This is a genomic window from Lewinella sp., from assembly GCF_050633125.1.
Taxonomy (GTDB): domain Bacteria; phylum Bacteroidota; class Bacteroidia; order Chitinophagales; family Saprospiraceae; genus Lewinella.
Window position 1 is genome coordinate 292 of the sequence record NZ_JBOEFX010000031.1, and the last position, 24,315, is coordinate 24,606.

A 24,315-nucleotide genomic window follows, 5' to 3' on the forward strand; every position below is an offset into this window, starting at 1 on the left:
GTAACTACCAAATCGATAGTTCCTGTTGCTGCGCCGTTACAATCAGCATCCGTCAGAACAGTAGCGTCAACATCGATTTCTAAGGTCGTTGGCTCATCAATTGTGAAGGTTTCAGTATCACTACAATCATTCGCATCAGTCACAACGACTGTATAGGTACCAGCTACTAAACCACTGATATCTTCAGTGCTTTCCATAAAGCCGTCTGGCCCAGTCCAAACGTATGTGAGCGGGGCAGTACCATCATTTACTGACAAGTCAATCTCACCGGTTAAAGCACCATTACAATCGGCTGGAGTTATTGTTGTACCAGCCGTTATTGTTGGACCAGGCTCGTCCTCGATTGTCACGTCTGGCAGGTCAACTGGGCAGTCGCCACCGTTACCGTCCCAACTGCTCCAAAGGTCATAAGTATCTGGAGCAAGTCCTGTTATTGTAAAGCTACCCACATCATCCAGGCTACTGTAGGGATAGGTAGCTCCTCCATCAATACTAAACCGGATTGTCGTACGCACAGGCGCATCAGGGAAACTGAAGGTTATTGTGCCGTTAATATCGCCACAGGTTGCATTACCTTCAACAATACTAGTAATGACAGGAGTTGCCTCCACTATTACGGAGGCTGTCGCTTCATCCGTACATGCTGTGACACCTCCATCAGAGCTAGTGTAGGTACTCGTTACTGTCACGCTATAATTAGTAGTTGCTAATGGTGATACAGAAATCGAAGCTGTCGTTTCACCAGTGTCCCATAAGTAAGTATAACTGCCGTTTCCTGCTCCCGGAACAGCAACAAGCGTCGCTATTTCACCAGCACAGATCGTTTGATCAGCAACCGTCACTGTTGGATTTGGAGCGACTTCTACCATTACAATGTCACGTTCCTTACAACCGTTGACATCCGTTACTCTAACGAAGAAATTATTAACCTGACCACTAATAAGTTCCGCAGGTCCTACCGTCAACTCTGTTGTCGTTGATAAAATTGTTCCTGGATCTGTCGCATTCCACCATTGATAAGTAAAGGGTGGTGTACCAAAGAAGACATTTTCAACGATCAATGTAGTTGATTCGCCTTCACAGATCGTGAGGTCATCACTTACATCTGGTACTGGCAGCGGATTAACATTAACCGTTCCTGTCGCAATCGCTGTACACCCATCTTCATCCGTTACCGTCACCGTGTAGGTGTTTGTCGCAAATACCTCTTCGATCACAATCGAGGATGAGGTTCCTCCGTTACTCCACAAATAGGTGTAAGGTGGTGTCCCACTGCTGACTACTGCTACTAATGTTGCATCTTCGTCTGCACAAAGCGTCACATCTTCAACCGTTACTATCGGGACAGGATCAGCAATAATATCTATACTAATTATTGCGGTACAGTTATTCGCATCGGTAACTGTTACAGTATAGGTACCTGGTGCTAAATCAGTACGATCCTCCGCCGTATCTCCGTCATTCCAAGCATAGGTATAAGGACTCGTACCGCCGTTGACAGTCACGTCAATCGTACCATTGGCCATAGCGCAAGTTTCATCCGTTTTTGTTGCACTTGCCTCTAGCTCGGTTGGCTCAGTAACCTCAAACATAGCGGTGTCTTCACAACCGTTCATATCCGTTACTATCACCGTGTAGGTGCCAGCCGCCAAGCCAGAAATATCTTCCGTACTTGCCGTAAAGCCATTAGAGGCTGTCCAGGCGTAAGTATAGACTGGTGTGCCGCCGCTAATACTCAGGTCAATAGAACCGGATGCTGCGCCAATACAAGTAGTATTTATGACTATGCTACCACTAACATCAATTGCCAGTAAGGTAGGTTCGTTTATCGTGAAGGATTGCGTAGCAGAACAACCGCCATCATCACTCACCGTTACCGTATAGACACCAGCAGTAAGGCCAGTTCGATCAGCAGGGTCATTGATTCCCGCTAAATCATCCCAATCGTATACATAGTTACCTGTTCCTCCTGCAACGTTTAGCGTTATGCCTCCTGTAGCAGCGCCATTACAGTCGGCATCCGAGGACGACGAACCGGTTAATACTATCGGGTCTGCAATTGCAACATTGACAAAAGCAGTATCGGTACAACCAGAATTAGCAAAGACAATCACCTGATAGTTTCCATCTGCATTCGCTGTAAATGTCGCCGATTCCGTAAAGGAGAAGGCATTATTTACATCATTCAGTGGCGACCAAATGTACCCCGCAATACCATCTCCTGGGTTTGCTGGAGCAACGGTTCCTGTCGGGTTGCCCATCAAGGTAACTTCCGTGCCTGCACAAACCAAAAGGTCATCGCCAGCATCGGCAATTGGGTTCAAGTCCGGATCAACAACTACGGTTACTTCGTCTGTACGTGTACAGTTGTTGAGCGTAACTGTCATCGTGTAGGTCGTTGTTACCAAAGGACTGGCAACTGGCTGCGCGGAGGTAATGTCCGTCAACGTTCCATTGTCTGGACTCCAAGTGTAAATAGCACCTATCGGAGCAGATTGCCCTTGAGGAAGTCCAATCTGTACGCTTCCTCCCTGACAAATGGCTTTGTCATCGCCAGCGTCGGCAAAGACTGCCATTGAGATATTAACATCTTGGGTATAAACGCGGGTACAAGCCCCACGAGTAACCGTCAAGGTAACGGTATAAACTCCTGGCGTATCTCCCCAACTCGTCGTAAAGGTTTCTCCCGTACCAGAAGCTGGTGTTGCTGGCCCAGTAGCAGTCCAGCTATAGCTAGCTCCATCAACTGATGTCGCAGTGAAGGTCGTAGGTTCTTCTGCACAAAGGTTCCCCAAACCAGTGATTCCTGAAACGAAGGATGGATCTACCGTTATGGTTACCTCATCTGTAGCGGTACAGTTTCTGGTATCAGTCACTGTTGCAGTGTAGGTCTGAGTGGCGTTAGCCGTCACCGTTACGTTATTACCGGTAAGGTTACCTGGCATCCAAACGACAGACAAGCTGCCTGTGCCGCCGCTCGTGATCGCGGTAAGTGTAACCATATCGCCTTCACAAACGGTAGCATCAGCATTCACACTTATGGTAGGTGCTGATAATTCATTGATGGTAACTACGGTCTCTTCCGAACAACCATTAGCGTCTTCCACCATCACCGTGTAGTCGCCTGCTCCCAACCCTGTAACCGTACCCGTGTTGCCAACATCAGGCAACCAAGTAAAGGTTAGCGGCGCCGTTGCTTGCGTAACATTGACCGTAATTTCACCGTTGCTTTGTCCACAGGCAGCATCGGTTTTAACGATATCCAACTCAGGTAAAGAATTCACCGTCACTATAACTTCATCGGTATTACTACAGCCTAATTCATCGGTACCTGTAACGGTATAAGTAGTCGTCGTAATTGGAGAAACAACAACGTTATCACCCGTCAAAGTACCTGGCTCCCAAACGTAGGAAATTACACCTGTACCTCCAGTAGAGGAAACCGTAAGTGTTGCATTATTGCCAATACAAATCGCCTGATCTGCGCTAGCAGTAACCGTAGGTGGAACAGCGTCATTGAGTACAACAGGTTCACTACCCGCAACAATACAGTTATTGTCTTCGTAGCTAATTTCTATGTTATAACTACCAGCTCCAAGCCCGGTAAATACGTTGCTTGTTTGCCAAATACCTCCATTTATACGGTACTGCAAGTCGTAATCATCACTGTTATCAGTAGCAACAATTGTAATACTACCATTATCGTTACCGTCACATGCTGTAGGATCGACGATAATGACATCGGTAATCTCGGGGTCTTCAACAACGGTAATGGTCACATTGGCTACGCCTGCACAGCCTCCATCACTCGTGACGGTGACATTGTAAATGGTCGTAACGATAGGCAATACATCTACTTCCGCAGTAGTAGCATTTCCTGCATTGGCATCCCACTGGTAAGTCCCGCCACCTGATGCAACAAGGGTAATCAACTCACCAGCTCCTGAACAAATCTCAGTAGATGCTGCTATAACAATAGGTTCAGGTGCCTCGGTCACAGTGACCGAAATATCATCCGTACAGCCATTCACATCCGTTACAGTCACCGAATAGGTCTGTATCGTTTGAGGATTAACGGTAATACTTTCCGTTGTCTCGGTCGTACTCCACAAATAGGACCCGCCAGCACCTGCGCCAGCGGCCGTAAGCACAGTTACTTCTTTTTCACAAACCAGTGGATTACCTACTAAGCTCGCTACCGGATTATCATTCACAACAACCTGTACATTGCTTACAGTAACACAGCCATTGCCATCAGTTACGGTCACATCATAAGTTGCAGTGCCTGTAGGTGCAACCATAATTGAAGGTGTTGTTTCAGTCGTACTCCACAAATAAGAGGCACCTCCACTAGCTGTGATCGTAGTGGATTCCCCATTACAAATCTCCGTGTCGCCAGAGAAAGTGACAACAGGTAATGGATTAACATCAATGGTTACTTGATCCGAATTCATCACATCAAACTGGTAGGTTTCTACGCTGGTCGTTGGGTCAACGTACCAGAGTTCGGCCTCATCCATTGCCATGTTAGTCGTCGTCGTATTGTAAACAACGGCGTATTCCCAAACAAACTCTTCGTCGGAAACACCATCGTTATTATTGTCAATGAAATCGATATAGCCATTACCGTTAAGATCACTGGCGGCGACGAAATAAGCATCGCCTGGCATCAACATTCCGGCGAGGTTAGTGTCCTCTACGCTGATTTCACGCAATTGAAAACCATCTGCTCCACCCAACAGGCGTACTGTGAGGGTGAAGTTGACCTCTTCGCCTGCACAAATTTCTGTACGGTCGGCTACTTTTTCTACATTAATAAATGCACCAGTATAGTTGGATGGATCCGTATCCGTGACGGTTCCTCCTAGCGGGTTGTCCGCTGTAGCTGTTGCTAAATTGGAATAAGTGCCCAAGCCAGCAATACCCGTTTGGGTAAACGTCTGAGATGCACCAGCAGCTAGTGTACCAATGGTACCAATTTGCCCTTCCTGATCATCGTTGACAACCACATTGGTAATGTCTACAGACCCCGTATTTGTTACTACGTACGTCCAAGTAACGGTCGGAGGTGCTGCTGGGTCTACCAAAAGGACTAAACCTGGCAGTGCATCAGCATCAACACCATTCGTTGCTTTTTCAATAAGAATGCCAGCTGTCTGGTTGATAAGAAGGATTACTTCATCCTGGTCGTCTTCTGATAGTATGTCATTTGCAGGAGTAGAATCAATATCTCCACCACTATCGGTGGTAATTTCTGCGCCATTCGTAAGGCTGGTGCCCTGGAAGTTAGTGTTGATCGTTGTTTCTACGATAAAGGTTACCGAAGCCAGAGGATCTAAACTTGGAATCGTAAAGGTTCCATCTCCATTATTGACAACAGTCGTACCATTGGCATTAAAACCAGTAATGGTTAAACCAGCGGGCAAGTAGTCTGTGACTTCCGTACCTTGAGCGACGATGCTACCTTCGTTGGTAACTGTAATCGCAAAATCTACCTGACTGCCCTGGCTGTATGGGCCAGGCGTGCTACCATTAATAGCAATGTCCAATGCCAAATCAAACTGGGTAAGTCCTGCATCAATCGTGATATCTCCTTTGCCGCTTTCCAACACCAAGGTTCCTGTTCTACCCGTAATGGGGTCGGCATTGCTGTCTTTAGTGTTGTCTCCGCCGGTGAATTGTGACGTAAAGGAATAGCCGGCGGGCAATACAAATTCAACTTCGTAATTACCGGGTTCCAAGTCAGCAAATCCGTAAGTACCATTTTCATCGGTAGTCGCCGTACCAACAAGTTCCGGAACATTATTGTAAAGGTTCACCGTTACACCTTCGATGCCCGGCTCACCTGTATCAAATTGTCCGTTTCCGTTAAGGTCTTTGAAGACCAAGTCGCCCAGTTGCGTAAACAAGCGGTAAAGGCCTGCGTCGATATCATTATTCGTTTCACCAGGTGCCAGTGTGAATGGATTGGTGATGCCAGTGAATAGATTCGCATCACTATCAAGCGCACTGTCATTACCACGATTAGGCAATACCCGAATGTAACCCAACGGACGATCAAAAGCGACTTTATAGATTGCACTTGGCAGATTGGTAAATTCGTAGTAGCCACTCGCATTCGTGCTGGTCGTTGCCAGAACATTATCATCTGTGTCAAGTAATTCTACACTGATTCCTTCAATGCCTAATTCACCGGTATTTTGAATCCCGTTGGCATTATCATCTTCCCAAACAAAATCACCGATGATGCCACAATCTAAAATTGTCACGTTAACGGTAGCCGTATCCGTACAACCCGTCGTAGCGGTAACAATCAGCTCAAAGGTTTCATCCACGTTTGCAGTAAGCGTTGGGTTTGCCAAAGTAGCATCATCCAAACCTGTAATTGGTGACCAGCTGTAGCTGGCAATCTCTGTACTCGGCTCTGCCGGCGGAGGAGTACCTGAAGGTGAACCACCCAGCATCACTTCCTCCCCTGGACAAGTCGTTATATCTGCGCCTGCATCTGCAATAGGGTTCTTATTCACATCAACCGTTACCCGTACTTGCTGCGTGCGTACACAACCATTTTGTTCAACCGTCAGCGTGTAAGTAAAATCAAACGGAGGGCTCGCCGTTGTTTGCGGATCGCGATCATTTTCCAGGAAGAGGTTCGGTGTCCAAGTGTACTGAGCGCCTACAGGGCCAGCTTCTCCTTCTGGTAAACCGATGATGACATCACCACCCTGACATACGCTCTGGTCTGGTCCTCCCGAAACGAATACTGCTTGAGTAATTTCAATATTATGAACATAAGTTTCCGTACACAAGCCACGGCTTACCACCAAGGTTGCAGTGTAACTACCAGGAGTTGCGTAAGAAACGGTTACATTGCTTTGGGTAGAGGTCGTAGGTGTGGCCGATCCGTTAAAGGTCCAGCTGTAGGTTGCTCCTGCTACGGCCGGAGCCGCGCTGAACAATACGCCCTCTTCTGCACAAATACTCGCTGGTGCGTTGATACCCGAGACAAATGCTGGATCAACATTGATCGTCATTTGATCTGTAGCTGTACAGCCGTTGGCATCGGTAGCTGTAACTGTATAAGTCGTCGTGGTAATTGGAGCAACCGTTAGGTCATTACCAGATAAGTTGCCTGGCATCCAAGTCAAGGTGACAGGAGCTGTACCACCGGTAGTTGTTGCACTAAGTGTAGCGTTGCTACCCTCACAAATTGTCTGGTCAGCGGCAGCTACTACAGTAGAAGCTGCTAGGTTTTCAATCGCAATACTGGCCGTTCCAAAACAACCATTAGCATCGGTAACTGTCACGTTGTACGTGCCAACAGCGAGGTTCGTCGCAGTGGCTGTAGTACTCACATTTGGTGACCAAGTGTATTGATAAGCAGCTTCGCCGCCGCTTACACTTACGGCAACAGTACCGTTATCTTGTCCGCAGGTAGCATCCGTTTTGGTGAGGGTAGCTACTGGGTTTTCATTGACGGTTACTGTAACAGAAGCCGTAGAGGTACAACCCAACTCATCTAAAACTGTCGCCGTAAAAGTTGTCGTGACCGCAGGCGTAACCGTAATGCTGGCTCCCGTTTGGTTGCCAGGCATCCAGGTGTAAGTCAAGTTACCTGTGCCACCGTTTCCGGCAGCCATAAGGGTAGTACTATTTCCTGCACAGATGGCTACATCTGAACTAACGCTTACCGCTGGGGGGACTACAGGGTTAAGCGTAACTGTACTTGGGCCCACCATACAACGGGCACCAGTGTAGCTTACTTCTACATTATAAGTACCCGCACCTAAACCAGCAAATTCATTGCTCGCTTGCCAAGCACCTCCATTGATCCGGTATTGTAGCGTCGCAGATGCACCTGTCGCTGTGACGGTGATTGTTCCGTTTTCTGTACCATTACAAGAAGTTGGTTGCACAACCGCTACATCTGTAATGACTGGCTGTTCTAAAACGGTGATTATCACGCTAGCTTCATTGGCACAGCCTGCCGCATTGGTGACCGTCACATTATAAGTCGTTGTGACCAAAGGTGTGACGGTAATGGCTGCCGTTGTAGCATCACTCCCATTACTGCCCCACTGATAGCTAGCTCCACCACTGGCCGTCAGTGTTGTTGATTCACCAGCACACAGCTCAACTGAAGCAGCAACGACCGTTGGCGTGGGTGCTTCGTTAACCGTAATGCTCGTTTCGTCGGTACAGCCGTTGGCGTTGGTCACCGTCACCGTATAGGTTTCGATACCCGTTGGGTTAACGCTAATTGTTGCTGTAGTAGCGCCTGTATTCCAGGCGTAAGAACCACCAGCTCCGGCACCCGTAGCCGTAAGAGTCGTGCTTTGTCCGTTACAAACCAATGGGTTTCCGCTAAGCGCCGCTACAGGATTATCATTGACGATAACCGTGGCGCTGGCCGTATTGGCACAGCTATTGCCATCTGTTGCCGTCACGGTATAAGTTGTAGTACTCGCGGGGTTAACCGTGATACTTTCCGTAGTAGCACCGTTGCTCCAAAGGTAATTTGTGCCGCCAGTGGCCGTCAGTGTAGTGCTTTCGCCTTGGCAAATTTCTACATCACCTGCGATCGCAGGTGTAGGGAGTGGGTTTACGTTTACGCGCATTGCATCAGTACGTACACAGCCATTTTCACTTACCGTAAGGGTATAATTGAAGGTAAACGGTGCACTAGATGTTGGTTGCGCAATGTTTGCATTGTTCAAGAAAGTGCTGGGCGACCAACTGTAGGTTGCGCCATTAGGGCCACCCTGTCCGGCAGGAAGGCCTATTTGTACCGTCTCGCCAGTACAGATCGTCACATCGGGGCCTGCGTTTGCGAAAACGGGTGCCGTGATGGTAATGTTATGCGTGTAGGTTTCAATACAAGTTCCACGGTTTACTGTAAGCAGTGCCGTGTAGGTACCCGCGCTGGCGAAGCTTACCGTTTCGCTCGCGTTGGTAGAGGTCGCTGGCGTGGCCGGGCCACTGAAACTCCAACTATAAGTTGCTCCGGATACTGCAGGGCTGGCAACAAACAACACGCCTTCCTGCGCACATACGCTCGCTACGGCATCAATACCTGAGGTGAAAGCTGGGTCAACCGTGATCGTAACTTGGTCTGTAGAGGTACAGCCGTTTTCATCAACGGCGGTGACCGTGTATGTAGTGGTCGTCGTTGGGGAAACGCTTACGCTGGCTCCATTTAGATTACCAGGCATCCAGGTGTAAGTGATCGTTCCGGTACCTTCTTCTGACGTTGCAGTTAGGAAGGTAGCTGTTCCTTCACAAATGGTAGTATTAGCACTGGCTGTTACTACCGGGCCTAGTTCCTGAACGATGGTTCTATTAGCAATATCTACGGGACATTCGTTATTACCCCAACGCACCCAAAGGTCGTAGGTTCCAACAGCAAGGTTACTTACGGTGAAGCTTCCAACATTATCATTGGTAGTATGAGGATAAGTGCTTCCACCATCAATACTGAATTCGATTTCGGTACGGCTACTTTCGTCAGGAAACACAAAGGTAATGGTGCCATTTGCTCCTCCACAGCTGGCGTTGGTAGCCGTGCTGGTTACTTGTGGAATTGCCAGCACATTGACTGTTACCTCATCTGTAGAAGAACAGCCCAACTCATCCGTTACAGCAACCGTATAAACGGTCGTAACAGCAGGGTTTACATTAATACTTGCAGCCGTTTGTCCGGTAGGGGTCCAACTATAAGCAAGCGTTCCTGTCCCTCCGTTTCCGGAAGCCGTGAGGGTTGCTGATTCATTAAAACACATGGTAACATCATCACTTGCTACTACCGTTGGAGGCGTAACAGGGTCAAGGGTTACCGTTACCGGGCCAGCTGGGCAGCGATTACCTGTGTAGCTTATTTCTACATTGTAGGTTCCTGCACCGAGGTTGGTGAAATTATTCCCAAACTGCCAGGTTCCGCCATTTATCCGGTAGCGCAATACACCAGAACCTCCTGTTGCATTTACAGTAATAGTACCGTTTTCTGTACCGTTACAAGAAGTAGGCTGTACAACATCAACAGTATTAATAACGGGTTGTACTAGTACCGAGATGGTAACGCTCGCCTCTGTAGAACAACCGGCAGCATTGGTCACGGTCACCGTGTAGGTAGTCGTGCTAGCTGGAGTAACTGTAATTGCAGGAGTGGTAGCACTATTGCCATTGGTTCCCCATAAGTAACTTACTCCACCACTGGCAGTGAGTGTGGTCGATTCACCAGCACAGATTTCCAATGAAGCCGCTACCACTACAGGTGTCGGCGCATCATTGGCAACAATACTGGTTTCGTCGGTACAGCCATTAACATCTGTGACTGTTACCGTAAATGTTTCTGCGCCTGATGGAAAAACCGTAACACTGGCAGTATTAGCGCCTGTATTCCAGGCATAATCGCCACCCATACCAGCACCACTGGCCGTGAGGGTCGTACTTTCGTCTTCGCACACGAGTGGGTCACCCGTAAGGGAGGCAGTAGGATTGTCATTGACGATTACCGTTGCGCTGGCGGTGTTACTACAACCATTATCATCTGTAACCGTCACCGTATAAGTAGCCGTATTGGCTGGATTGACAGTAATACTCTCCGTTGTTTCGTTATTGCTCCAAACGTAGCTTACTCCTCCACTGGCAGTAAGCGTTGTACTTTCGCCTTGGCAAATCTCCAAATCGCCGGTGGTTTCGGCTACTGGTAAAGGGTTAACGGTCAGCGTTACAGGCACACGACTGGTGGTTGTACAACTACTGGAAACATTGCGCCCTTCGGCATAATAGGTACCAGCAGAAGGAGGTGTAAAGCTTAATGATCCTGCCAACAAGAGGTTGCCTCCGGTAGCAGCATCGTACCAATCAACGGTATTTGCCCCTAAAAGTCCTTGCGAAGGAATCGTTGCAGTGAAAGCAGGAATAGGATCACTGGCGCAGATTACCGCAGGGTTGGCGCTCGTGATTACGGGGTCATAAATATTCGGACAAAAACAACTTGGCGCGGTTACATCAATTGTAACCTGACAGCTGGTGGTATTATTTATTGCCGTAAGGAGTAAATTTTCATCTATATCAACACCGTTAATTGAGTAGTTGCCATTTCCGTTGTTGACCACCGTTCCGCTTGACGCGATTATGGTCTGTGCATTTGTTATATCAACTTCTACATCGTATGTGGTAAAAAGATTTAAAGGATTACAATCACTGCTTACTACTGTAATGGTTGGCACAGGATTAACCGTAATGGTTACGGTATTCGTGACGTCGTTTCCACAACCATTATTAGCATATGCCCTCCGGCGAAACTCCGTAGTTTCGGATATTAATCCAGGATCATAACTTTGCACATTAGAATTAGAAATATCAGCCCAGCTCCCTCCCGAAGGTCTTGACTGCCAACGATAAGATGGAGTGATATTATTACCAGAAGTAGCAATCGGAGTGCCTTCAATCTGTATTGGGTCAAAAGGCCCACAATTGGTTTGGTCACCACTGATGCTACCGTAATCTATGATACGGTCATTGACCACTACGGCTACGGAAGCAGTACCTGTACAGCCTATGCTGTTAGATGCTGTCACATTGAAAGTGGTCGAGACCGTTGGTGTTGTTACTTTTACTGCACCTGTGCCCAATCCGTTGTCCCACTGATACGTGTAGGTACTTTGCCCATCGACTGGAGCCGCAGTAAGCGTTACTGGAGTGTTTTCACAAATTTCATTATCTGAAACCGTCGCAATTATTGATGGGTAATCTGCTACCGTAAAGGTAATCGTGTTAGAAGTGGCATCCTGACAACCGAAACCAGGACAGGAATACATGGCTTGGTACTGGTAAGTGCCTGCGGTCAGCGTAGCATCAGTATTGAGTGTAGCTCCGGCGGTAGTCAATGTAGTCCAAGTACCAGAAGTACCGGCACGAAACTGCCAAATAACACTTTCGCAATCAATACCACCATCTGCTACAGCAGTAAGGGTGCTTGAGGCTCCAGTACATACATCAGCAGCATCGATACTGATGCTGATTTCTGGATCATCCAGGATAGTAACATCAATAGAAGTGCTGGCTATACAGCCATTAGCATCGGTAGTTGTAACACTGTAAGTACCAGAATGAAGAGAGGTTACACTATTAGAAATGACGGCATCTCCACCAGTACTAGTATAACCATTAGGGCCCATCCATTGATAGCTGGACATGCCATTGGGGTTGACAGAAAGTGCCAAGTATTCGCCTTCACATAGGATTACGGAACAATCTTCTTCCTCAAACCAAGCACCGTTGTGGTAGCTTTCGCAAATTAAATTCACAGCATCGTTAACGGTGATCGTTACGATATTTGAAGCCGTATTGGTGCATTCTCCTGTAGATGCTAAACGACGGTATTGGGTCGTTGCCGCCAAGGTGCCAGGATTATAATTTTGCCCGGTTGCGCCGGAAATATTCATCCAAGTACCACTATTACCTGCCCGAGATTGCCACTGATAACTGACCGACAAATCAGAAACTGCTGCGGTGCCCGTAATATTCGCCGGGTCAAAAGCTCCACAATTGGTTTGGTCGCTACTGATGGTGCCAGGGTCAAAATCGACACAATCCACACATTCTTTTTCTACCAAGACAAGGCCCGCGACTACGTAAGATTGGCCGTTCTGATTTGTAGAAACAGGACAAGAGCTACTGCTACCCGTAGGTGATTCTACCTCAATGGTAACTGTAGTGATGTTGCCGGGAACATTGTTAAGTGTAAGCTGTGGCACGGCCAAACAACAAGGTCCGTATACTGCGTCGGGTTGGTAAATCTGCTGAGTAGTTGTAATGCTGCCCGCCGTAGCGGTAATATTTAGAATCCGACAATCTAATGTCATTTCAGAGATAGGCAGGTCGATGACCAAATCCCGGGCAGTATAATCTTCCGGGAAAGAGATGTCAAAAGTAAAACTATCGTGGTAGCCACTGCGAGAAGTATAGGTACCAGAGTTGGCATTGCCAGCTGCTACATTTCGGAAAGCATAAACCACAATAGATTGGAGTTTATTTTCCTGTGCATTATCAATGTAAGTTATTTGAGAGGTTGAGCCCAACACAAGGCCGCGGTAGATTCTCACATTGCTACTCGTACCAGGAGGTGTCGTTCTGGTAAGCGTATAAAAATTACCGCTATCATCTTCAATGTTAACCGTATTCCCAGGGCTACCACCTTTGTATACGATTTCAATCGCGTACTGGTAGATGTTGCTAGAGTTAGGGATACTTACCACAGATACTTCGTCTCCATTCGTACCTGCACCGTAGAAATCGACCCTTACACCGTCTTCACAAGTGAAAGACCAATCGTTAGGTTCAGGAATATCCAGTCCATCAACAATTTGAAAAGTGATCGTTTCGGTATCACAACTGCCCCCATTTCCATTACTTTGGCTATATGCAGTAGCTTCTACAGTATAAGTACCTACACCAATAGACCAAGGGTCAGTGCCATTTGGGTAATCATACGGAGCCACATTCTCTGTTGCCGTACCACTATCACCACCACTGACATTAAAAACAACACTACCTATCGTCCCCGAAGTAAGGGCTGTGAGTCGAAAAGAAGAAGGAAGATCATCAACATTTAAAACAGCTCCATTGGTCAAGGTAACATCACTACCACTGCTAATTGCATCCAATACAAACCCGGTAATATCACCTGAACTATCATCACTGATGGTAAAATCAAAAGGTCCAGTATTACAAGTACCATTACTGTTTTGGATATAAATATAATGGCTGCCTACACTTAGGTCAGTAAAGGTACTACTTGCTTGCCAGGCACCGCCATCGATCCCGTACAGATAACTACCCGTTCCTCCGTCAGCAGTCACAGTCACAGATGCACCAACACCACACACGGCATCAGTGGTAGAAAGGGAAGCAGTGAGCTCACAAGCCTGTTCGCAAGTGTACTCCAAGAAAGGTTGCAAATTGGGGTTATCAGGAATATAGGTCACCAATCGCTCATGAGCACCTGTCAGATTGGAAGAAGTAACGGCAGCAATTGCACTCGAACAAAGGGTATTACAATTATCAATAGTTCCTGTAATGTACCATATAGCTTGGCTAATCGTCGTATAGTTATACCCAAGGCTTTCGCCATTACAAAAGATCCAGTTAATACGTTCTCCTTGCAGGGCTGTATAACCTGCATTGGTAGCTCCTTCTATTCTGGTGAAAGTTACTTCCCCATACTGATAACCCATACCAGGAGTTGGCTCCGTCAGGTTAAAATCGGCACAAAACACGCGTACTGAAGTTCCAATATTACAGTTGTCATCTACATAAGAAATACAGCCTTGGTAATCGTCATCGGTATAGATATAGGTATTAGACGACACCTCCGAGAGATTAATAGTAATCGTTTGGTTATCACAGTTGGTGTAATTAACGGTACCACTACCACAGTTCCCTGTACCACCTCCTCCGCTACAGGAAATACTGCCAAAATCAAAATTACCATTACACCAAAGCCATTCTGTATCACCACAGCCCGTTCGTGTAGCACTTGTTTCTGTTTGATAAATGGTTCCGTCTACTTCGATATAATTAACATAAACGTTCTTGTCACAGCCACCGCTCGTTGTGCCATCATTTGTGAATGCCACTTGTATCTGCTGACCATTATTAAAACCTGTATAGGAGTAGCTCGTCTCTGTGGTCGTGAGCGTAAAAGTCTGCACAGTGGTTCCATCTACGATCAATTGCATTGATTCTGATCCACAGTTTCCTCTTGCCCGAATGGTAATAGTACAACTGACACTTGTTACACTATTTCTTTCAAAAGAAATATTATCTGGTTCTAAACCAGTACGCTCTATAATATTCCCACTACTTATCTTTCCATTCAGTGTGAATACTGACAGAAGTAGTATAGAAAAGCACAGCGTTTTAACAATTGAGTAGCAATGACTCATATACAAAGTGTTGTTTGTGTTTGTGGGTCGTCTTCTAGACAAAGCATCAGAACATAGCAGTAGCTTTTGTCCGTTAATGCCTTGACAAAAAATCAAAAAACAGGTAGTAGATTAACCGGCTATCCGAAGATTTCCTTTTCAAAAAGCTCTCTGAAAATGGGTGCCATTTTCAATTATAAACGAGGGGGAATTGTCAACAGTAATTGTTTACGTAAATTCACTAAAGAAAGATGCGTAAACAAGTAACCGTTTGAAGGGGGAAGGAACTTAATTCTGTGTGATATGAATCGTAATTAACACAAAAATAGACCAAAACAAAGATGCCTCAATCTACTGCTTGTAGATAAAATAAAAAAATGTGACATAAAAAAATGCGTACAAACCTAAGTTTATTCAATAATCTCGCTCTTGCTATTCAGAACAAAAAGTACACTTTTTAAACTTTCATCACCCTAAAACATACACTTACTCCAAATAACCTAATAAATAAAACGAATTAACATACTTTTATTTTAATACTATAAAGTGACAAAAATTACATTCTCAAAATGATCTTATTCTGCAAAAAAGACCTAATAAGGGTATCTTTTCGTGCAAAAAATCACTTACAGAATACTTTCACCATACCCTGAACGACTTAATTTTATGAAGATTTTATTAATTGAAGATGAATTCCCTGCTTATAAGCGCTTACAAAAGCTGCTAAAATTTCAGCTTCCTGATGCCCACATCAGTGAACAGATTGAGAGTGTATCAGGCGCTTTGAAATACCTTTTAAACAACCCTGCCCCAGCCCTTATTTTCATGGATATTCAACTTGCTGATGGCTTAAGTTTTTCCATTTTCGAGCAATCCGAAATTCAAAGTCCGGTGATCTTTACTACGGCTTTTGATCAATATGCACTGAAAGCATTTAAAGTACATAGTATTGATTATTTGCTAAAGCCAATTGAAGAGGATGCTCTCGCAGAAGCCATAAATAAGTATAAAAAATACTACCAAACAAAGAACCAACTGCCGGCGCAAGCGCTCCAACAGTTGGTTCAACAAATGCAGCGCCCGGCCTACCGGGAACGCTTTTTAGTTAAGATCGGCAATTCCTTGAGCTACCTCAGCATCAACGATATTGCCTATTTCTATTCTGATCAAAGCCTCGTTTTTGCTAAAAAAAGCAATGGTAAACAGCACCATTTAGATACTACGCTAGATCAGCTAGAAAAAGAACTCGATCCTGCTCACTTCTTCAGGATTAGTCGAAAAATCATTGTTCATTTAGATGCAATCAGAAAAATAGATCCCTACTTCAATGGACGGCTTCTTCTATCGCTATTCCCTGAAACGGATTTACAAGCAACCGTAAGCAGAGACAGAGTCAATGATTTCAAGGCCTGGCTGGATCGGTAAAATGATTCTCTGGCATTTTTTGTGTCTAGAGTCAATCGAAAACAAAAATCACGCTCCTTAATCAGTCGTTTACGACTTTTGCTTTAGTTTGACCACAAAAAATGTCCGAGAAGGTATTAGTTATCCTTGCGGTTGATACTGATACTAGAACCATCTCCAAAAGGAACGCCCGTTTGAGATTCGTACAGTTCGATATAGCGCTGGCGCACATCATCTGACTGCGTTTTGCCATTGACTTTAAGCCGCTTATCCGATAGCTTAAAAGTGAAGTTCTTCGCATCATCAATCAAACCATCTCTAACTAATTGACGGCTCAGCCAATCTTCATCATTATCGTGATAACGAAGGCCGCGTATCCGTACCTCTCTTTCCATTTCGGCACGGCGTCCTTCCATTTCGGCACGACGCTCCTCCATTTCCACGCGGCGTTCTACCATTCTTTCGCTTCTTTCTACTTCTCTTTCGATACGCTCTTCGTCGATGACAATTCGTAACTCCTCTGCCGACTCCCGCCATTCTTCAATAGCTCGTAGTGCATCTTCTGACACCTCCTCGTCTAGTTCCGATAAACGCGCGCGCAATTCCTCCAAACGTTCGTCATCATCAATGTCAATTTTAAAAACATTCATTGATTCAATATCATCGGAATCAATATCAATTAAGTCGTCTTCGCCTGAACCACGAATGAAGATATGGTCTTCTCCATCTTTGGTTTTAATCTTAATAAGCCCCATTTGGTTGTCTGGTGCAACTCTGAAAATGTGGTCTTCATCATTGTCTTCTTCTATCCAAATATGGTGAGCACCACCCTCTTCATCGCCATCTTCTACCCAAATATGGTGAGCGCCATCCTCTTCGTCTGTCTCAATAACAATGATTTCTGTTGTTCCGTCAGCGTTATGAATTCGTTGCACTTCTTTTTTCTTAATAATCACCCTTGGCGCTGGGGGTGCCGGAGGAGCGGGAGGTGCAGGTACAGCACCCGGTGCAGGCGGTGGCGGTGGGGGAGCTGGTGCAGGCGGTGGTGGCGGCGGTGGCGGTGGCGGAATGCTCGCCATCTTTTCTTCCACCATACTTTCGTACTTAGGGAAATCTGCTTCAGGAATGACCTCGCCATTTATTTTCAGGCTGCGGATTTTTCCGTTCTTAACGGTTACATCCATGGTTTCTCCATCATCATCAATTTCCATACGAACATTCCCTTGCGGCAATGTATCGATCATAACGATAGCTGGATGTTCATCACTAGTAATAATAGTCTCTACGGGCCATGACCAGCCTGCTGTAAGGGACACTAGGAAGGCCAGTGATAAAAGAACACTGGTTACTGCAAATTTTTCTCTCATGTCGGGTTGTTTAACGGGTTGATTTAATATTCTTTGGATACGATTTAAAAGCTGGCGTTTGTTTCCGCCCAATAAACCAAGGGCAAATTGGGTAGGGAGTTGGCGCTGATGCTCAGCTACCGCCAGTAGTGTTTTTGCGTAGGTTAGCGAATTACCGGTATAGCGAATGGCTAGGTCATCACAACATTGTTCACGCAACATGCGGATCTCGGTACCCAACCACCAAATTGCCGGATGATAGTAAAAAACAGCCTCCAGAAACAGTTGAATCGAATTGAGTAGATAATCATAGCGCTGAAGGTGAGCCAATTCATGTGCCAGGATCGCTTCAACTTCCTTCAGCGATAATTGATTAACCAATGCGACTGGTAGTAAAACCAGTGGTTTCAGCTGGCCTATAAGCAATGGCCCTGACACCAACTCAGACAACCTGAGTTCTACCTTACGATGAATTTTCATCTTATTTTTCAACACCTGAAAACGATCTTCCCATGCCGTAGGCACCGGTAAATGATGACTTTGCCGTAAACTGTTCCACCAATAATAACTGACGGACAGGCGTAACAAAAAGAAAATCATGCCTACCCACCACACCACTACGATCAATGGCAGACTAGGTGCAATAAAACTTTCCAGCTCCATCCACCAGCTGGTTGAGCTTGCAAGCGCTGGTGACGTCGGCAACAATGGCAATGCTTCTGTCAGCCCTTGGGTAGCAGGCAAACTAACCGGCAGTAAATAGTAAAAAGTACCAATTGCAACAACCAACTGAGCCAGCAGAGCCGTATAAGCCACATAGTACCGTTTCTTGGCAGTCCACTTGGCTCCCAACTGCAACAGGATTTTCACAATCAGCGCCAGCAAAACCCCTTGCCATAAACTGTGAAGCACTGTCCACCCCAGGGTTTCTGCAATGGGAGAGTCGAGGAATAAGGAAACCATTTTCATACATCCTTGTTTTTATCGTTCTCCATACGGTTGATCAGTGCCTTTATTTCAGCCAATTCATCACCTGATGCCTGGTGTTGCCCCAAGGCTTCCATCACCAACTGGGCAGCTGAACCACGGAACGTCTTGCTTACAAATTGCTTGAGAAGACCGCGTTTTATCGATTGTTCTTCTACTGCTGCCGCATAAATATGCGTACGGCTACTGGTATCTCGCTGCAACAAACCTTTTTCCACCATAAGCTGCATCAGCTTTAGTGTGGTCGTATAACCAATCTCTTTGTGAGCAGAAAGATTTAACAATTCATTGATGCTGCGAACAGTAGCGGGACCATTTGCCCATAGCACCTGCAAAATTTCTAGTTCGCCTTCAGTAGGTTTATTCATATTCCTTTTATTGCGCAAAAAACCAGGGCAAATTCATGAATTTGCCCTGATGGTTAACAACAGCAAGTGATTTCAAAAAACTACGGGGTTATCCCGCAGCAACAGTCTACGAAATAATTCGTACTGCAATGATATACGAAACATTTCGTAAAAGCAAATTATCTACGAAATAATTCGTACTAAAATAGTTGCATATTCTTAACCTGCTCTAATTTGTAAAAGAAGTAAACCACGATATAACAGCCGGAATTCTTTACCTTTACTGCTCAATCAAACGCTTACGCTATGATCCGTGGCCACTTATCCCCTATGGTTTTGCTTATTGCTTTATTAATGATGGTTGCCTGCACCGACACTGGCACTTCGAGCAGTAGTAGTACAACCTCTACACCAGATACCTCTACCACTACACCACCTGAAGAAGATGCGCCCCCTACCCTGAGCCCGCCTGAATGCCAGATTAGCGGAGAGGTGCTAGATGGCAACCGTGTATGGATAAAATCCCCGGACGTACTGGCTGTCATTAAAGCAGATGAAAGCACAACTACCGAAGAACTAGGCCCTAGCCACCGAATACTGGAAATATTGGACGGCCGCAGCTGCGAACAAAAGTTCCAAACCACACTACCGGAAAATACTAGTCCTGATTTCCCCTATTACATTGCCGAGGTACAATACAACAGCGTCAGTAATATTATCGGTATCCAAGGCTTTTACAAGGTTATCGTCTGTGATTTGGAACAAGACTACAAACTCACGGAACTGAAACCGGAATTCTTTAATGAGCGCGAGTATGACGATCCACAGTCAGGCATGGTACAGCGCTTAGAGGTTTGGGAAGACTATCTTCTGGGTTATGCTCAAGATATTGGTGCTTTTGCCTTTGACCTTAGTGACCGTAATGCACCAAAAGCAGTTTTGCCTTTTGCCGAATGGCAAGACCCTGACAACAGCCGCTACCACTCTATGTTTCTGCTTCCTACCGAAGGTGGTGTACAAGCTATCTTGCCTTTTTATGATGCAGAAGAAGATAACTTCATGCTTCACCCTCTTTTTGCTGAACCACAGCGAGTTTCTGATCAGGTAACGCAAGCTGCTCGCAACAATCAGCTATTGGTATTACGCAAGCAAGACGAAAGCCGCACACCGATCGCCATCGACCTGGGGGCGCGTGATTTGGTGGATTTACCCGCCAACGTTGCTAACAAAAACACCCAGGAAATACTGAAGTGGATGCGGGCTCAGCAACAGTAACCCACCATCGCCTACAAGACAAATTCATGAATTTGCCTTGTAGGCGATGGGTTAGAAATCACAACCCGCCCCAAACTCTTTCAACCAAGCCTCCTTTTTTTCGTAATCCGGCATAGCCTGTGCTACCTCGGCCCAGAAGCGGTGCGAATGGTTGAGTTCCACCAAATGCGCCAGTTCGTGAATGATGACGTAATCTACTACTTCCTGTGGCGCAAATAATAGCCGTGTACTCAAGTTAATATTCCCCGAATTGGAACAGGACCCCCAATTGCTGTGGTTGTATTTTAATTTCACGCCTTTGATTGGCCGCTGAAAATATTGCTCATTCAAGGTGTGTACGCGTTGAGTAATTTGGGGCAAATAATCGGCCCCTACCACCCTACTAAGAAGCGTACGGATAGATTTAGAAAACTGCTGCTCGTCGAGATTTTTATCAAGGCGTAGTACAATCTGGCCTTGCTTCAAACTCGCTGCGCTCGTCTTGCGGTCCTCCTTACGTAATCTCAATTCATATTGTCGATCGCCTACCCGTAACGTATCTCCATCCTGATAGTCGGCCTTTTGGTAGCGCTGAAAAAGGCCCTCTTTTTTCTCGTATTGCTTCTCCAGCCACTTCGTTAAACGTTCCCTATGGGCGGTTTCTTCACCAACGGGCAGGTTGATCGGAAACCGCATAATCACGTTATCCTTCCCCATAGATGCTCGGATGCTCCGGCGTTTTTCACGGATAATCTGCGCGGGCACTTCTATCGTTCCTATCTTAAGCTTGATCCACTCCTCTTTCATAGCACCAAACATACAAAATCCCGAACTTCACACAATCGTGAAACTCGGGATTTCGACTAAAATGTATTTACATTGGAAAGAGGATCAGTAACTATTCTATGATCGCATTCTACGGTTGGGACACATTTATGTGTCTTGACCTCAGTAGAGGTCGTCCATTGGTAGAACCATGCTTATTAGGAGTTAAAACGACCTCGGATGAGCACCTTACGCATGCTTAGCAGCAAAAGCTTTCATCACATCGACCAATGCCTGCACACTTTCCAGTTCCATGCTATTGTAGATTGAAGCCCGGAAACCGCCCACGGAACGGTGACCTTTAACACCATCACAGTTTGCTGCAGCCGCAGCAGCTAAAAACGCTTGCTCCAACTCAGCGTATTGATCTTGTAATACGAACGTCGCATTCATCCGCGAACGGTCGGCTGCATCCGTCACTACACCTTTAAACATAGGGTTACGATCGATCTCATCGTAAATGAGCTTCGCCTTCGCCTCATTGCGTGGCACCATAGCTTCCACTCCGCCCTGAGCTTTCACCCAACGGAGGGTCAGCATACTCACGTAGATAGGAAACACCGGCGGCGTATTGAAGGAAGAATCCTTATCAATATGCGTCTGGTACTTCAACATAGAAGGGATCGCACGATTTACTTTCCCCAATAAATCTTTCCGGACAATCGCTAAAGTTACTCCCGCAGGGCCCATGTTCTTCTGTGCACCAGCATAGATGATTCCAAAACGATCAATAGGTAGTGGACGGCTAAAAATATCGCTCGACATATCAGCCACCAACGGTAACTTAGTCTCAGGAAACTCCTGAAACTGCGTACCAAAAATGGTGTTATTAGACGTGATATGAACATACTTTAAGTCTTCAGGAATCGCATATCCTTTAGGAATATAGCTAAAGTTGGTATCCTTACTGCTCGCCAACTCCTTTACCTCTCCAAAGAGTTTGGCTTCTTTAATCGCTTTGGTCGACCAAGCTCCGGTATTGATGTAACCAGCAGTTTCATCCTCGTTTAGCAAGTTCATTGCTGACATAAAGAACTGGCTACTCGCGCCACCCGATAAGAAAAGTACTGCGTAATCGTCGCTCAGTCCCAATAGTTCACGTACTAATGAAACAGCCTCGTCCAAAACTGCAACAAAGCCTTTCGAGCGGTGAGAAATTTCCAGAATAGACAATCCGCTACCATTAAAATCACGAACGGCTTCGGCTGCTTCAGCCATTACACTAGCTGGAAGTATGGCAGGACCAGCGCTGAAATTGTGCACTTTCATATCAGGTAAATTGTTGTTATTATTTTACAAAAATAAGGTTTTTCTAATCCCATGCTATGCTTTCCCCCTCGTACGTTGCCAAAATAAAGTCTAAACTACGATCCGTCTCTTTCGGCTTTTTTTACAATATTTGGGCCAGCTGCCAGATGCCCTTTTCCTAAAACAGGCACAATCCTGATTTTACAAAACTATTGATGGCCTTGAAAACCTGACACCAAATTTTTATCGCCCCGCATCTACAGCTTATATTTTGGTTAATTCTTTTTAAAAAGCTGTTATGCAAAAGATCATCCTGCTTTCTTCCTTACTGATTTGTTTGAGTGCATTATTACTTACCTGTACCCCAAAAACGACAGAAACAGTCACCACGCCTACCACTACAGAACCGGTAAAACCGGTAAGCCCTACCCCTCCTCCTGTAGAACTTAGCCCTTGTCCAAAATTCACCGACGCCCCTAATCAGGATGATGCGGAGACCAACTATGTGCTTTACCGCGATTTTCTCAAAGCTCAAGATTATGACGTAGCTTACAGTTATTGGAAAAAAGTCTACGCTGTAGCTCCCGCTGCCGATGGCCAACGAAACACTGTCTTCTCGGATGGTATCTTTTTCTACGAGTATTTCCTCAGCCAAACCGGAGACCAGGCTTATGTAGACTCTATCTTCGCACTTTATGACGAAATTGATAAATGCTACCCCAAAGGCGGCTACGTCATTGGCCGAAAGGCTTTTGATTACTACTACAAATACGAAGATCGTTCTACGCCATTAGAAACCTTCAACCTATTCAAGGAATCCATAGAAATGGATGGCCTCGACGCCAATTATTTCGTTATTAACCCTTTCACGGCACTCCTTACCGAGCTACACGACTCTACGCTCATTTCAGATGCTGAAGCCAAAGTCTACGCAGATCAGATACTGGCTATCATCGAACACGGACAGGAAAACTGTGAAAACACCGAATGCGAAGCTTGGGAGATCGTAGCCGAATACGCCCCCGTAAGGTTGCAGTATTTTGAAACCGTCAAAGACTTCTACCCTTGTGAATATTACGTAACAAAGTATTACCCAGAATTTGAGGCAGCACCCGAAGATTGCGATATAGCCCGCGAGGTGCTTAGCCACCTCAACTGGGGCGCATGTACAGAAGGCAACGACGCCTATGATACCGTCAAAGCGGTACTCGATGGCAAATGTCGCTACGAGTTTGCAGGCCCTGCCGGTATTGGCGTCAAATGCCTACAGGACGGAGAGTACGATTGTGCCATTGAAAACCTGTTGCTCGCCGCCGAACAAGAAGAAAAGGCCGTCCGGAAATCAGAATTATTACTCCTCGTTGCTAAAATCTACTACGTCCACAAGCGCAGTTACAGCAGTGCCCGCACCTATGCCCAACGCGCTGCCGATGTACGCAGCAATTGGGGCGAACCCTACATCCTCATTGGTCGCATGTATGCCAGCAGTGGTCCACTTTGTGGGCCCGGCCGAGGCTGGGATAGCCAGGTAGTCGTCTGGGCTGCGATCGACATGTGGAATCGAGCAAAAAGCGTCGACTCCTCTTCTGCCGCCGAAGCCAATAAATGGATCAACCAATACAGCCAGTACATGCCAAAAAAAGCTGACGTTTTCCAGCGCAACCTCAAAACCGGCGACAGCTTCTACATCGGTTGCTGGATTCAGCGCAGTACGGTAATTAGGACGGCGAATTGATATAATTGTTGATGGTTGATGGTTGATGGTTGATGGTCAAAATACTTTCAACCTCAATTCCCCAACTCCAGCTTTAAAAAGGTTGATGGGACAAGCAAGCTTCAACCATCAATTATAGTTCTCCCACATTGCCCCTGAGGGAAGATTTGCCGTGCTAATCTCTAAAATCATGCATGCCCGCCACCCCGCAGATCGGGGGGCGGCCGGGCTATCCGCTCTTATGCATTGCTGCGCATTGC

Annotated in this window: 8 protein-coding genes; 3 read left to right on the forward strand and 5 right to left on the reverse strand. The window is 46.1% G+C overall.

What is annotated here, in order from left to right; genetic code table 11:
• Window positions 1-14,951 (reverse strand): SdrD B-like domain-containing protein (locus ACRBG0_RS08645; RefSeq protein ID WP_431486501.1); only part of this gene is annotated, 14,951 nt, incomplete at its 3' end.
• 645 nt (window positions 14,952-15,596) lie between these two features.
• Between ACRBG0_RS08645 and ACRBG0_RS08650 the strand changes: the two genes are divergently transcribed.
• On the forward strand, window positions 15,597-16,355 hold the full coding sequence (locus ACRBG0_RS08650; protein ID WP_431486502.1) for a LytR/AlgR family response regulator transcription factor: 759 nt from the start codon (window positions 15,597-15,599) through the stop codon (window positions 16,353-16,355).
• A gap of 116 nt (window positions 16,356-16,471) precedes the next feature.
• Here ACRBG0_RS08650 and ACRBG0_RS08655 read toward each other — a convergent pair whose 3' ends face one another.
• Together ACRBG0_RS08655 and ACRBG0_RS08660 are read right to left on the reverse strand one after the other, a co-directional pair.
• The gene (locus ACRBG0_RS08655) at window positions 16,472-18,649 is read right to left on the reverse strand and encodes a M56 family metallopeptidase (protein ID WP_431486503.1); all 2,178 of its coding nucleotides are present in this window, start codon (window positions 18,647-18,649) and stop codon (window positions 16,472-16,474) included.
• On the reverse strand, window positions 18,646-19,035 hold the full coding sequence (locus ACRBG0_RS08660; protein WP_431486504.1) for a BlaI/MecI/CopY family transcriptional regulator: 390 nt from the start codon (window positions 19,033-19,035) through the stop codon (window positions 18,646-18,648). Before ACRBG0_RS08660 ends, ACRBG0_RS08655 begins: the two co-directional genes overlap by 4 nt.
• A gap of 285 nt (window positions 19,036-19,320) precedes the next feature.
• On the opposite strand from ACRBG0_RS08660, the gene ACRBG0_RS08665 reads away from it, so the two are divergent.
• On the forward strand, window positions 19,321-20,289 hold the full coding sequence (locus ACRBG0_RS08665) for a hypothetical protein (RefSeq protein ID WP_431486505.1): 969 nt from the start codon (window positions 19,321-19,323) through the stop codon (window positions 20,287-20,289).
• Between the two features lie 51 nt (window positions 20,290-20,340).
• Here the strand turns inward: ACRBG0_RS08665 and ACRBG0_RS08670 are convergent, their stop codons facing one another.
• Complete coding sequence (locus tag ACRBG0_RS08670) at window positions 20,341-21,075, reverse strand: M48 family metallopeptidase (RefSeq protein WP_431486506.1); 735 nt, start codon at window positions 21,073-21,075, stop codon at window positions 20,341-20,343.
• 207 nt (window positions 21,076-21,282) lie between these two features.
• A complete protein-coding gene (gene serC, locus ACRBG0_RS08675) occupies window positions 21,283-22,362 on the reverse strand; it encodes a 3-phosphoserine/phosphohydroxythreonine transaminase (RefSeq protein ID WP_431486507.1) in 1,080 nt (359 codons plus the stop codon).
• Between the two features lie 277 nt (window positions 22,363-22,639).
• On the opposite strand from serC, the gene ACRBG0_RS08680 reads away from it, so the two are divergent.
• A complete protein-coding gene (locus ACRBG0_RS08680; protein ID WP_431486508.1) occupies window positions 22,640-24,076 on the forward strand; it encodes a hypothetical protein in 1,437 nt (478 codons plus the stop codon).
• The last annotated feature ends 239 nt before the right edge of the window (window positions 24,077-24,315 follow it).

Coding starts and splice junctions, on each gene's coding strand:
- ACRBG0_RS08650 (WP_431486502.1), top strand. CDS start 15,597: ATGAAGATTTTATTAATTGAAGATGAATTCCCTGCTTATAAGCGCTTA.
- ACRBG0_RS08655 (WP_431486503.1), bottom strand. CDS start 18,649: ATGAAAATGGTTTCCTTATTCCTCGACTCTCCCATTGCAGAAACCCTG.
- ACRBG0_RS08660 (WP_431486504.1), bottom strand. CDS start 19,035: ATGAATAAACCTACTGAAGGCGAACTAGAAATTTTGCAGGTGCTATGG.
- ACRBG0_RS08665 (WP_431486505.1), top strand. CDS start 19,321: ATGATCCGTGGCCACTTATCCCCTATGGTTTTGCTTATTGCTTTATTA.
- ACRBG0_RS08670 (WP_431486506.1), bottom strand. CDS start 21,075: ATGAAAGAGGAGTGGATCAAGCTTAAGATAGGAACGATAGAAGTGCCC.
- serC (WP_431486507.1), bottom strand. CDS start 22,362: ATGAAAGTGCACAATTTCAGCGCTGGTCCTGCCATACTTCCAGCTAGT.
- ACRBG0_RS08680 (WP_431486508.1), top strand. CDS start 22,640: ATGCAAAAGATCATCCTGCTTTCTTCCTTACTGATTTGTTTGAGTGCA.